12 protein-coding genes are annotated in these 11,718 nt (G+C 69.9%); 8 read left to right on the top strand and 4 right to left on the bottom strand.

The genetic code is table 11. The features are described 5' to 3' along the window. The first annotated feature begins 31 nt into the window (after positions 1–31). The gene (locus IE226_RS27395; protein ID WP_190084059.1) at positions 32–496 is read left to right on the top strand and encodes a GatB/YqeY domain-containing protein; all 465 of its coding nucleotides are present in this window, start codon (positions 32–34) and stop codon (positions 494–496) included. A gap of 97 nt (positions 497–593) precedes the next feature. Here the strand turns inward: IE226_RS27395 and IE226_RS27390 are convergent, their stop codons facing one another. Beyond that, on the bottom strand, positions 594–2,882 hold the full coding sequence (locus IE226_RS27390) for a transglycosylase domain-containing protein (RefSeq protein WP_190084058.1): 2,289 nt from the start codon (positions 2,880–2,882) through the stop codon (positions 594–596). A gap of 418 nt (positions 2,883–3,300) precedes the next feature. On the opposite strand from IE226_RS27390, the gene IE226_RS27385 reads away from it, so the two are divergent. Next, on the top strand, positions 3,301–3,645 hold the full coding sequence (locus IE226_RS27385) for a WhiB family transcriptional regulator (RefSeq protein WP_167828965.1): 345 nt from the start codon (positions 3,301–3,303) through the stop codon (positions 3,643–3,645). A 190-nt stretch (positions 3,646–3,835) separates the two neighbouring features. Here IE226_RS27385 and bagB read toward each other — a convergent pair whose 3' ends face one another. Next, positions 3,836–5,284, bottom strand: coding sequence for an ATPase BagB (gene bagB, locus IE226_RS27380; RefSeq protein ID WP_190084057.1), 1,449 nt, complete (start codon positions 5,282–5,284; stop codon positions 3,836–3,838). Further along, a complete protein-coding gene (gene bagA / locus IE226_RS27375) occupies positions 5,281–6,261 on the bottom strand; it encodes an ATPase BagA (RefSeq protein WP_190084056.1) in 981 nt (326 codons plus the stop codon). The genes bagB and bagA overlap by 4 nt, the downstream gene beginning before the upstream one ends. 82 nt (positions 6,262–6,343) lie before the next feature. Between bagA and sp36 the strand changes: the two genes are divergently transcribed. The 4 genes from sp36 (at position 6,344) to IE226_RS27355 (ending at position 8,896) form a co-directional block, all read left to right on the top strand. Continuing rightward, complete coding sequence (gene sp36, locus IE226_RS27370) at positions 6,344–6,505, top strand: Sp36 family protein (RefSeq protein WP_190084055.1); 162 nt, start codon at positions 6,344–6,346, stop codon at positions 6,503–6,505. Continuing rightward, positions 6,502–6,972, top strand: coding sequence for a RidA family protein (locus tag IE226_RS27365; RefSeq protein WP_190084054.1), 471 nt, complete (start codon positions 6,502–6,504; stop codon positions 6,970–6,972). Before sp36 ends, IE226_RS27365 begins: the two co-directional genes overlap by 4 nt. A gap of 108 nt (positions 6,973–7,080) precedes the next feature. Further along, positions 7,081–7,947 carry an NUDIX hydrolase gene (locus IE226_RS27360; protein ID WP_190084053.1) on the top strand — a complete coding sequence of 289 codons (867 nt, stop codon included), beginning with the start codon at positions 7,081–7,083 and terminating at the stop codon, positions 7,945–7,947. Between the two features lie 118 nt (positions 7,948–8,065). Next, complete coding sequence (locus IE226_RS27355) at positions 8,066–8,896, top strand: MBL fold metallo-hydrolase (protein WP_190084052.1); 831 nt, start codon at positions 8,066–8,068, stop codon at positions 8,894–8,896. Positions 8,897–9,025: 129 nt separating this feature from the next. Here IE226_RS27355 and IE226_RS27350 read toward each other — a convergent pair whose 3' ends face one another. Continuing rightward, complete coding sequence (locus tag IE226_RS27350; protein WP_016642758.1) at positions 9,026–9,700, bottom strand: Crp/Fnr family transcriptional regulator; 675 nt, start codon at positions 9,698–9,700, stop codon at positions 9,026–9,028. A gap of 224 nt (positions 9,701–9,924) precedes the next feature. Here IE226_RS27350 and nth point away from each other — a divergent pair, with 224 nt between their 5' ends. Continuing rightward, a complete protein-coding gene (gene nth / locus IE226_RS27345; protein WP_190084051.1) occupies positions 9,925–10,896 on the top strand; it encodes an endonuclease III in 972 nt (323 codons plus the stop codon). A gap of 106 nt (positions 10,897–11,002) precedes the next feature. Then, positions 11,003–11,707: an NUDIX hydrolase gene (locus IE226_RS27340; RefSeq protein ID WP_229871566.1), complete on the top strand. Its 705-nt coding sequence runs from the start codon at positions 11,003–11,005 to the stop codon at positions 11,705–11,707. Positions 11,708–11,718: the final 11 nt, after the last annotated feature.

Raw genomic sequence — 11,718 nt, 5'->3', positions numbered from 1 at the left:
TCGGGCCGTACACACCTGCGACAATCAGCGTATGACCACGCTCAAGTCGAAGCTCCAGGAAGACCTCACCGCCGCGATCAGGGGGCGTGACGAGCTGCGCTCCTCGACGCTCCGGCTGACCCTGACCGCCATCACGAAGGAGGAGGTCGCGGGCAAGACGGCCCGTGAGCTCTCCGACGACGAGGTGCAGAAGGTGATCGCCCGCGAGGCGAAGAAGCGCCGCGAGGCCGCGGAGGCGTTCGCCGACGGCGGCCGTGCGGAGCAGGCCCAGAAGGAGAAGGCGGAGGGCGAGATCCTCGCCGAGTACCTGCCCAAGCAGCTCTCCGAGGACGAGCTCCAGGCGATCGTCGCCGGGGCGGTCGAGGAGGCCAGGGCCGCGGGTGCCGAGGGGCCGCGCGCCATGGGCCAGGTCATGAAGATCGTGAACCCGAAGGTCGCGGGCCTGGCGGAGGGCGGCCGTGTCGCCGCCGCGGTCAAGAAGCAGCTCGCGGGCTGAGAGCCCGCCGATCCCGTAGTACGCGGATGAGGGCGCCCCCTGAAGCAGGGGGCGCCCTCATTTGCGTACCGAGTCGTACCGAGTCCGCGATCAGGGATTACCGGTTCCAGCCGCCGATCCCGCCGCCGTTGCCATTGCCGTTCCCGCCGTTGCCACCACCGCCGATGACGTCCGGCGGCAGGGAGATGTCCGGCCAGGGGTTGTCGTCCCCGCCGTCGTCACCGCCGCCACCGTTGCTGCCGCCGCCGTTGCCGCCACCGCCGTTGCCGTTGCCGCTGTCGCCCGGCTTGCCGTCGTCGTGGTGCTCGTCCTTGTCCTTGTCGCCGTTCGGGATGTGGACGGTGTGGAAGCCCGGCGCGGGCTTGCCCGCGAGCGCTCCGCTCATCGCGTCCCGCCAGATCGGACCCGGCACCTCACCACCGAAGACCTTGCCGTACGTACGGCCGCCGATGGGGATGTTGACCATCTGCCGCTTGTGCTGCGGGTCGCCGACCCAGACCGCGCCCGACATGTTCGGGGTGTAGCCCACGAACCAGGCGGCGTAGCGGTAGTCGGTCGTACCCGTCTTGCCCGCGCTCGCGCGGGAGCCGAGGCCGGCCTGCTTGCCGGTTCCGTCCTCGACCACGCCCTTCAGGAGGGTGTTCATCGTGTCGGCCGTCTTTGTCGACATCGCACGCGAGCACGTCGACTTCGGCACCGGCAGCGACTTGCCGCCCGGAGCGGAGATCGACTCGATCGCGATCGGCGAGCAGTACTTACCGCGTGCCGCGAACGTCGCGTACGCGCTCGCCATCGTCAGCGGCGACATCTCCTGGGTGCCGAGCGCGATCGACGGCGCCTGGTCGATCTTCCTGCCGTCGGCCCGCTCGACGCCCATCTTCTCGGCCATCTGCGTCACCGGGCAGATCCCGATGTCTCCGATCATCTCGACGTAGTAGGTGTTGACCGACTTCGCGGTCGCTTCCCGCATGTCGTACGGGCCGACCTCGGTCTCGTTCTCGTTGGTGAGCTTGGCGCCGCCCGAGTTGAGCCACTTCTTGCCGTCGCAGGCCGCGACGCTGTCGGGATACGGCATCTCGTACGGCGAGCCGTAGCTCTTCGTCGGGGACATGCCGCCCTCCAGGGCGGCCGCCGCGACGATCGGCTTGAAGGTCGACCCCGGCTGGTAGCCCGCGCCGCCGCCCATGGCGTGGTCCACGGACAGGTTCATCGAGGTCTCGTTGTCCTTGAGGTTGATGCCGTAGGGCCGCGACTGGCCCATCCCCAGGATCTTGCCGGTGCCGGGCTCGACGATGGTGGCCGCCGTCGCCACGTCGTCGGACTGGTAGACGTGATCCTTTATCGATGCCTGCACGGACTGCTGCGACTGCGGATCGAGCGTCGTCTTGATCCGCAGACCGCCCTGGTTCCAGACCTTGGCCCGTTCCTTCTGGGTCTTGCCGAAGACCGGGTCGGAGAGGAAGACCTCGCGTACGTAGTCACAGAAGAACCCGGCGCCGCTGACCGCCGTGATGCAGCCGTTCTTGGGCTTGCTCACCTTCAGGCCGAGCGGCTTCGCCTTCGCCTCCGCGGCCTCCGCCTGCGTGAGGTCGTGCGTCTCCGCCATCCGCTGGAGCACGGTGTTGCGGCGCTTGGTGGCTTCCTCGGAGTCGTTCACCGGGTCGTACCGGCTGGGGGACTGCACGATGCCGGCGAGCAGCGCGGCCTCCTGGACCTGCAGATCCTTGGCGGGCTTGGAGAAGTAGCGCTGGGACGCGGCCTCGACTCCGTACGCCTGCTGCCCGAAGTAGGTGATGTTCAGGTAGTTGCTGAGGATGCGCTTCTTGCCCAGCTTCTCCTCGACCTGGATCGCGTACTTCAGCTCGCGGATCTTGCGCCCGAGCGTCTGCTGGGTGGCCTCGGCGACCTTCGTCGGGTCGTTGCCCGCCTCTTCGACGAAGACGTTCTTCACGTACTGCTGCGTGAGCGTGGAGGCGCCCTGGGAGACGCCGCCGCTCTGCGCGTTCTGGTTCAGGGCGCGCAGGATGCCCTTCGCGTCGACCGCGCCGTGCTCGTAGAAGCGCGAGTCCTCGATCGCGACGATCGCCTTCTGCATGTACGGCGAGATGTCCTCGAGCGGCACCACGGTGCGGTCACGTGAGTAGACCGTGGCGATGGAGCCGCCCTTGTTGTCCAGGATCGTGGTGCGCTGGCTCAGCGGCGGCTGCTCCAGGTTGGAGGGGATCTCGTCGAACTCCTCCACCGAGCCCTTCGCCGCGAGGCCGAGCGCGCCGGCCGCGGGCAGAGCGATGCCTGCCAGCACGGCTCCCGCGAGCACGCTGACACCTAGGAACTTCGCGGCCTGCTGAGTTGGTGACAGACCACCGCCCGAGCGCTTCTTTCCCATGAGGGGCAGCCTACGTTCTGAATCGCCGGACACGCCTCAATGCCTTGGCCTAAGCTGCTCTCAACTGTCACAGCCGTGCGGTTCGGCAACAGTCCCTCCCTCGGTCCCGGATTCCGGTCGGGGTACCTCCCTGCTTGTTCGAGCAGGCGCGGGGCAGTGCCCGAATTCGCCTCATGCGGCATTCGATGCCCGTTGTGACTCAGCTGAAGTGCCCGCATTTGCCGGGTTGATCACGCATGTCGCCAGCTCACTCCGTCGGGTGATCTGCCGCTTACGCATAGTCCGTTCGGGCCATTCAAGATTGGGCCCGAAGGGGGTGTTGCGCACTGCCCACCTTCCGTAACGTCCTCAACTGGCGGCGGTGAATATGCCGCTGCCGCCGTGGGGGAGCCTCGATTCGGGAGAGGACGGCGCCGGTATGGGCTGGGTAACCGACTGGAGTGCGCAGGCGGCCTGCCGCACTACCGATCCAGATGAACTGTTCGTTCAAGGAGCAGCGCAGAACAGGGCCAAGGCGGTGTGCACCGGATGTCCGGTGCGCACGGAGTGCCTGGCCGACGCGCTGGACAACCGCGTCGAATTCGGCGTGTGGGGTGGCATGACCGAGCGGGAGCGCCGCGCGTTGCTGCGCAGGCGTCCCACCGTCACCTCATGGCGCCGTCTGCTGGAGACGGCGCGGTCCGAGTACGAGCGTGGCGCGGGCCTGCTGCCCGTGGATTTGGAGGACGACGAGACGTACGAGAGCTACGCGGCAGTGGGTTAGCGCCCGTCCGCCGCGTAGCGGTGCGGCACAGACCCCCCACCGGCCAGGTGGCGGGGAGGCCTCCCACGGGCCGGGAAGCGAAGCGGAAGAGCCCCCACGCACGGGCCGGGTGACAGCGGGCCGGGTGACGGTGGGTCGGGTGGTAGCGGGTCCGTTGGCAGCGGGTCAGCTGACCGTGGTCCGTCCCTGCTCAGGCAGCTCCGGCCGGGTCACCGTCGGTACCGGCCGCGAGCCGGTCCCCGATGGCCCGAAGGCCTGCCAGGTCGTGCACGTCACCCGGCAGCGCCGACACTTCGGCCACGGCCACCTCGGGGTGAAGCGCGGTGAAGCGATCGCGCGTGCGCTGTTCCCGTGCGAGCAGCCGCATGCGCTCCGCGTGCAGACGCAGCAGACCGGCGGTCAGCTGTGCCACGGGTGGATGCGCGTCGTGGAGTTCGGAAGGTGCTTGGGCTTCGGAACCGACTGTCTCGGAACCGACTGTCTCGGAGTCGGCGGTCTCGGAGCCGCCGGGGGACTCGGGTGACTCGGGGGAGTGGCCGGGAGCCTCGTGGGAGCTACGCACTCCAACCTTCCCGTCCTCCTGATCCACAATGCGGCTCTCATCAAGATTTTCCGCGGCGGCGAGAGCGCGCTCGGCCGAGAGCTGAGCGGCGCCGCTGCCGTGCACCCGGTTGAGCACGAGCCCCGCGAGCGGCATGTCGTCCGCGGCCAGGCGCTCCACGAAATACGCCGCCTCGCGCAGAGCGTCCCGCTCCGGCGAGGCCACCACGAGGAACGCCGTTCCCGGCGCCTGGAGCAGCCGGTACGTGGCGTCCGCCCGGGTGCGGAAGCCGCCGAACATGGTGTCCATCGCGGCGACGAACGTCTGGACGTCACGCAGCAGTTGCCCGCCGAGCAGCTTGCCGAGGGCTCCCGTCATCATCGACATCCCGACGTTCAGGAACTTCATCCCGGCCCGGCCGCCGACCTTCGCCGGGGCCATGAGCACCCGGATCAGCTTCCCGTCCAGGAAGGAGCCGAGGCGCTTCGGCGCGTCGAGGAAGTCCAGGGCCGAGCGCGACGGCGGCGTGTCGACGACGATCAGGTCCCACTCGTCGCGGGCGCGCAGCTGCCCCAGCTTCTCCATCGCCATGTACTCCTGCGTGCCCGCGAAGCCCGCCGAAAGCGACTGGTAGAAGGGGTTGTTGAGGATCGCGCTCGCCCGCTCCTTGTCCGCGTGCGCCTCGACGATCTCGTCGAAGGTGCGCTTCATGTCGAGCATCATGGCGTGCAGCTCGCCGGTGCCGGACCCGTCGATGGACTTGACCCGGCGCGGGACGTTGTCGAGCGAGTCGATCCCCATGGACTGCGCGAGCCGGCGCGCCGGGTCGATGGTCAGGACGACGACCTTGCGGCCCCGCTCGGCGGCGCGCAGGCCCAGCGCGGCGGCCGTGGTCGTCTTGCCGACGCCGCCGGAGCCGCAGCACACCACGATGCGGGTCTTCGGGTCGTCGATCAGGGCGTCCACGTCGAGCGTGCGGGCCGGGTCCAGGCGGCGTGTCGCGTCCGCGTGCCGCGCGGGGTCCGAGGCGCCCGAGCGCTTCGAGGCATCCGAGGCGTTCGAGGCATTCGAAGCGTTACGTGCGGGGTCCGAGCTCATGCGATCCCTTGCTTCCGCAGTTCCTTGGCAAGTTCGTAGAGGCCCGCCAGGTCCATTCCGCCGGCCAGCAGCGGGAGTTCGTGCAGGGGGAGGCCGAGCTCGCCCAGGACGTCCCGCTGGGAGCGCTCCAGGGCGTGCCGCTCGGCGTACTCGGCGGCCTGCTCCAGGAGCGGGTCCACCAGACGCTCGGCGACACCGCCGCGACGGGCCCCGCCGAGCCCGGCGGCGGACAGGGACTTGGCGATGGCGGTACGCGGGGTCTGCTCGAGCCCGAGCTCCAGGGATGCCTCGTCGAGCAGCGCCGGCCGCACCATGTTCACGATGACGCGTCCCACGGGGAGCTTCGCGGCACGCAGCTCGGCGATCCCGTCGGCGGTCTCCTGGACGGGCATCTCCTCCAGGAGCGTCACCAGGTGCACCGCTGTCTCGGGTGACTTCAGGACGCGCATCACGGCCTGCGCCTGATTGTGTATGGGCCCGATCTTGGCCAGCCCCGCGACTTCGTCGTTCACGTTCAGGAAGCGCGTGATGCGGCCGGTGGGCGGCGCGTCCATCACCACGCAGTCGTACGCGTACCGCCCGTTCTTGTCCTTGCGGCGTACGGCCTCGCAGGCCTTGCCGGTCAGCAGGACGTCCCGCAGGCCGGGCGCGACCGTGGTGGCGAAGTCGATGGCGCCGAGCTTCTTGAGCGCGCGTCCGGCGCCCCCCAGCTTGTAGAACATCTGGAGGTAGTCGAGCAACGCCAGTTCGGGATCGATGGCAAGGGCATACACCTCCCCGCCCCCGGGAGCGACGGCGATCTTCCGCTCCTCATACGGCAGCGCTTCGGTTTCGAAGAGCTGCGCGATGCCTTGTCTGCCCTCGACCTCCACGAGGAGGGTGCGCTTGCCCTCCGTCGCGAGGGCGAGCGCGAGTGCGGCGGCCACCGTGGTCTTGCCGGTACCGCCCTTGCCGCTGACGACCTGGAGCCTGCTCACACTTCCGAGCCTAACCAGTCGCCGCGGGGGCTAAGCAGGAGGCCACCGTGAGCAGCGCCTCACAACGGCTACAGTCGGCCACATGACCAAGTGGGAATACGCAACCGTGCCGCTGCTCGTCCATGCCACGAAGCAGATTCTGGACACCTGGGGCGAGGACGGCTGGGAGCTCGTCCAGGTCGTGCCCGGGCCGAACAACTCCGAGCAGCTCGTGGCCTACCTGAAGCGGGAGAAGCAGGGATGAGCGGGGCCGTCGAGGCGAAGCTGGCCGAGCTCGGCCTGACACTGCCCGAGGTCGTGCCGCCGCTCGCCGCCTATCAGCCGGCGGTGCAGTCCGGTGTGTACGTGTACACCTCGGGCCAGCTCCCGATGGTGGAGGGCAAGCTTCCGGTGACCGGCAAGGTCGGCGGAGAGGTGACCCCCGAGGAGGCCAAGGAACTGGCCCGTACGTGCGGACTCAACGCGCTCGCCGCGGTGAAGTCCGTCGCCGGTGACCTGGACCGTGTCGCGCGCGTCGTGAAGGTCGTCGGCTTCGTGGCGTCCGCCCCGGACTTCACGGGCCAGCCCGCGGTGATCAACGGCACGAGCGAGCTGCTGGGCGAGGTGCTCGGCGACAAGGGCGTGCACGCCCGCAGCGCGGTGGGCGTCGCGGTCCTGCCGCTGGACGCGCCGGTCGAGGTCGAGATCCAGGTGGAGCTGACCGAGGCGTAGCCCTTTGTCCCGGCTGCCCCGGCTGCCCAGCCGGGCGGTTTCCGGCCGCCTTCTGGCACCCGATAGTTGCCCCTCGAACATCAGCCCGCCAGGGGATAGCCTCCGCCCATGGCTAATGGGCAGTGGTATCCCCCGGAGTGGCCCGACCGCATCCGTGCGCTGAGCAGCGGCGAACTGACGCCCGCGACTCCGCGCCGGGCGGCCACGGTCATGCTCCTGCGGGACTCCGTGGCGGGCCCCGCCGTACACATGCTGCGCAGACGCGCCTCCATGGCATTCGCCGGAGGCGCGTACGCGTATCCGGGCGGCGGTGTGGACCCGCGCGACGACGATCACCTCGTGCGCTGGGCGGGCCCGTCCCTCGCGTCCTGGGCCGCGCGCCTCGGCGTGGACGAGCCGGGCGCCCAGGCGATCGTCTGCGCCGCCGTGCGCGAGACGTACGAGGAGGCGGGCGTCCTGCTGGCGGGGCCGACCCCGTCGAGCGTCGTCGGCGACACCACGGGGGACGACTGGGAGGCGGACCGCGAGGCGCTGGTGGCGCGGGAGTTCTCCTTCGCCCAGTTCCTGGACCGCAGGGGCCTGGTCCTGCGCAGCGACCTGCTCGCCGCCTGGGCGCGCTGGATCACTCCGGAGTTCGAGCCGAAGCGCTACGACACGTTCTTCTTCGTGGCGGCCCTCCCGGAGGGGCAGCGCACCCGCAATGCCTCCACGGAGGCCGACCGTACGGTGTGGATCGCTCCGGGGGAGGCCACCGCGGGATACGACAAGGGCGACCTCCTGATGATGCCGCCGACCATCGCGACCCTGCGCCAGCTGAGCCCGTACGGCTCGGCCGCGGACGCCCTGGCCGCGGCCCCGGAACGCGACCTGACCCCGGTCCTGGCACAAGCCCGCTTGGAGGACGGAGAGTTGATCCTGTCCTGGCCGGGCCACACCGAATTCACCAAGCGCATCCCTACGGGGGGCCAGGCGTGATGCCGGTGAGGTGCGCCGGGGTGCCTGCCACCGCGGTCACGCCCGTCACCACGACCCCACCTGTCACCCCTGCCGCCCTTGCCACCCCTGCCACGACCCGGACGGGAGCCACCCCCGCATGACTGAAGCCGCCGCCCTCCCCGGACAGCCAAGGGGCGGAGTCCTCAGTGGTCCCGCCACCGCCCGCGCCGTCAACGTACTGGCCCCCAACGCGTCCGCGATGACGCTGGACGGGACCAACACCTGGATCGTGTCCGAGCCGGATTCCGGGCTCGCTGTCGTCATCGACCCGGGGCCACTGGACGACACCCACCTCCAGAACGTCATCGCCACGGCGGAGAAGGCCGGACAGCGGGTCGCGCTCACCCTCCTCACCCACGGCCACCCCGACCACGCGGAAGGCGCCGCGCGCTTCGCCGAGCTGACCCGTACCAAGGTGCGGGCCCTCGACCCCGCGCTGCGCCTGGGCGACGAGGGCCTGGACGCGGGGGACGTGATCACGACGGGCGGCCTGGAACTGCGCGTGGTCCCGACGCCGGGGCACACCGCCGATTCCCTCTGCTTCCACCTTCCGGCCGATCAGGCGGTTCTGACGGGCGATACGGTCCTGGGCCGCGGTACGACGGTCGTGGCCCACCCTGACGGCCGTCTGGGGGACTATCTCGACTCGCTGCGGCGCCTGCGGTCCCTGTCGGTCGACGACGGCGTACACACGGTCCTGCCGGGCCACGGGCCGGTGCTGGAGGACGCCCAGGGGGTCGTCGAGTTCTACCTCGCCCACCGCGCGAACCGACTGGCCCAGGTCGAGACGGCCGTCGAGAACGGCTACGCGGCGCCCGCGGAGGTGGTCGCCCATGTGTACGCGGACGTGGACCGCTCCTTGTGGCCGGCGGCGGAACTGTCGGTCAGGGCGCAACTGGACTACCTGACCGAACACGGCTTGATCTAGCCGTATCCCGCCGCCCGGACCGAGCCACGTGGGGCAACCGGAGTGGGCAGGCGGGAGAGCTTGTGCGGAAGCACGGATGGGGTCCCGCCTCCTGAGAGGCGGGACCCCATCCACGTACAACAAACAGCGTCAGCGACTCCGCTTGGCCAGCCGCTCCACGTCAAGCAGGATCACCGCACGAGCCTCCAGGCGGAGCCACCCGCGCCCGGCGAAGTCCGCCAGAGCCTTGTTGACCGTCTCGCGGGAGGCGCCGACCAGCTGGGCCAGCTCTTCCTGCGTGAGGTCGTGCACGACGTGGATGCCCTCTTCGGACTGCACGCCGAAGCGGCGCGACAGGTCCAGAAGGGCGCGGGCCACACGCCCGGGCACGTCGGAGAAGACCAGGTCGGACATCTGGTCGTTCGTCTTGCGCAGGCGCCGCGCGACCGCACGCAGCAGCGCCGCGGCCACCTCGGGCCGCGCGTTCAGCCACGGCTGGAGGTCGCCGTGCCCGAGACCGAGCAGCTTGACCTCGGTGAGCGCGGAGGCGGTTGCCGTACGCGGGCCCGGGTCGAACAGCGAGAGCTCACCGATGAGCTCGCCGGGACCGAGCACCGCGAGCATGTTCTCGCGGCCGTCGGGTGAGGTGCGGTGAAGCTTCACCTTGCCCTCGGTGACCACATACAGGCGGTCTCCGGGGTCACCTTCATGGAAGAGCGCATCCCCCCGCGCGAGCGTCACCTCACTCATGGAGGCGCGGAGCTCCGCGGCCTGCTCGTCATCGAGCGCCGCGAAGAGCGGGGCGCGCCGCAGAACGTCGTCCACGAGTTCTCTCCTTGTCGACCTGCATCAGGGGACCGTGCTCCCCAGTTTGCCGGACGGTCCAAACAGTGTGATCAGTCACAAGTCTGCCGCACTGGCGTCGCATGCTGTGCGGGAGGGGGCCAATTGGGGGCCGATCCATAGGGTCAAGGGCGGATGTCAGTGTCGGGCTCTAGGCTGGCCGGGTGTCCAAAAAGCCGGTGAGAACACAGGCCAGAGGGGCTGGGATGGCAAAGGACCACTCGGATTCCGCTGTGGGCGAACAGGCTTCCGATGAGTCAGAGAATGCGACAAAAGGGACAAGGGTGCCACCGGTGAGCAAGCCTTCGGACAAGAATCAGGCCACCGTCGGCGCGGCGAAACCCCCTGCCAAAACCGCGGCCAAGAAGACCACCCCCGCCAAGAAGGCCACCTCCGCCAAAACCGCGGCCAAGCCCGAGTCCCGCACCGCCCTCGTCCGCCGCGCCCGCCGCATCAACCGCGAGCTCGCCGAGGTGTACTCGTACGCCCACCCCGAGCTGGACTTCGAGAACCCCTTCGAGCTCCTCGTCGCCACGGTCCTCTCCGCGCAGACCACCGACCTGCGGGTGAATCAGACGACCCCGCGTCTCTTCGCCGCGTACCCCACCCCGGAGGACCTCGCCGCCGCCAACCCCGAAGAGGTCGAGGAGCTGATCCGGCCGACCGGGTTCTTCCGCGCGAAGACGAAGTCGATCATGGGGCTCGCCACCGCCCTGCGGGACAACCACGGCGGAGTGGTCCCCGGCCGCATAGAGGACCTGGTCAAGCTGCCCGGCGTAGGCCGCAAGACCGCGTTCGTCGTCCTTGGGAACGCCTTCGGAGTCCCCGGAATCACCGTGGACACCCACTTCGGGCGCCTCGTCCGCCGCTGGAAGTGGACCGAGGAGACCGACCCGGAGAAGGTCGAGGCAGCCGTCGCCGACCTCTTCCCGAAGAGCGAGTGGACGATGCTCTCGCACCGCGTGATCTTCCACGGCCGCCGGATCTGCCACTCCCGCAAGCCCGCCTGCGGCGCCTGCCCGATCGCCGAGCTCTGCCCGTCGTACGGAGAAGGCGAGACCGACCCCGAGAAGGCCAAGAAGCTCCTGAAGTACGAGATGGGCGGCATGCCGGGCCAGCGCCTCAAGCCCCCGCCGGACTATCCCGGAAAGGCCGCGCCCCCGCTGGGCGCCGCATGATCGAGGAACCAACCGGGGGGCCACAGGCGTTGTCCACAGTTGGACGGGGGTGCCGATGACGCACGCGAGCGACACGAGCGAGACAACCGACACGAGCGATACGCACATGAGAAACGGGAACGGCAGCGCGGGCAGCCCCGGCGGACAGGTCCGTGTCAGTACCGAAGGCCTGCCCGTCTGGCTGGACCCCGTCGTCCGCGCCGCCGAGACGGTCAGGCCGACCCAGCTCAGCCGCTTCCTGCCCCCGGAGAGCGGCGCCGGACGCCAGTCGGCCGTGCTGATCCTCTTCGGAGAGGGCCCGCGCGGCCCCGAGCTGCTCCTCATGGAGCGTTCCAGCAGCCTCCGTTCGCACGCGGGCCAGCCCTCCTTCCCCGGCGGCTCCCTCGACCCCGAGGACGGCGATCCGCTGACGGACGGTCCGCTGCGCGCCGCCCTGCGCGAGGCCGAGGAGGAGACCGGCCTCGATCCCCGGGGCGTCCAGCTCTTCGGCGTGCTGCCCAAGCTCTTCATCCCGGTGAGCGACTTCGTGGTGACCCCGGTGCTCGGCTGGTGGCGCACGCCGACCCCGGTCGGCGTCGTCGACCCGGCCGAGACGGCCCGCGTCTTCACGGTCCCCGTGTCCGATCTCACGGATCCCGACAACCGCGCGACGACGGTTCATCCGATGGGTCACAAGGGCCCGGCCTTCCTCGTCGAATCCGCTCTGGTCTGGGGTTTTACGGCCGGAGTGATCGACAGGATCCTGCATTTCGCAGGCTGGGAGCGCCCCTGGGACCGCACCAAGCAGGTGCCGCTCGACTGGCGCGCATGACAAGGTTGCGG

It is taken from the genome of Streptomyces longisporoflavus (assembly GCF_014649775.1).
GTDB lineage: Bacteria > Actinomycetota > Actinomycetes > Streptomycetales > Streptomycetaceae > Streptomyces > Streptomyces longisporoflavus.
This window is presented reverse-complemented; position numbering and strand designations above follow the sequence as displayed.

Bases quoted from the DNA above. Each gene is read 5' to 3' on its own strand.
- IE226_RS27395 (WP_190084059.1), top strand. From the start codon at position 32: ATGACCACGCTCAAGTCGAAGCTCCAGGAAGACCTCACCGCCGCGATC.
- IE226_RS27390 (WP_190084058.1), bottom strand. From the start codon at position 2,882: ATGGGAAAGAAGCGCTCGGGCGGTGGTCTGTCACCAACTCAGCAGGCC.
- IE226_RS27385 (WP_167828965.1), top strand. From the start codon at position 3,301: ATGGGCTGGGTAACCGACTGGAGTGCGCAGGCGGCCTGCCGCACTACC.
- bagB (WP_190084057.1), bottom strand. From the start codon at position 5,284: ATGAGCTCGGACCCCGCACGTAACGCTTCGAATGCCTCGAACGCCTCG.
- sp36 (WP_190084055.1), top strand. From the start codon at position 6,344: ATGACCAAGTGGGAATACGCAACCGTGCCGCTGCTCGTCCATGCCACG.
- IE226_RS27365 (WP_190084054.1), top strand. From the start codon at position 6,502: ATGAGCGGGGCCGTCGAGGCGAAGCTGGCCGAGCTCGGCCTGACACTG.
- IE226_RS27360 (WP_190084053.1), top strand. From the start codon at position 7,081: ATGGCTAATGGGCAGTGGTATCCCCCGGAGTGGCCCGACCGCATCCGT.
- IE226_RS27355 (WP_190084052.1), top strand. From the start codon at position 8,066: ATGACTGAAGCCGCCGCCCTCCCCGGACAGCCAAGGGGCGGAGTCCTC.
- nth (WP_190084051.1), top strand. From the start codon at position 9,925: ATGGCAAAGGACCACTCGGATTCCGCTGTGGGCGAACAGGCTTCCGAT.
- IE226_RS27340 (WP_229871566.1), top strand. From the start codon at position 11,003: ATGAGAAACGGGAACGGCAGCGCGGGCAGCCCCGGCGGACAGGTCCGT.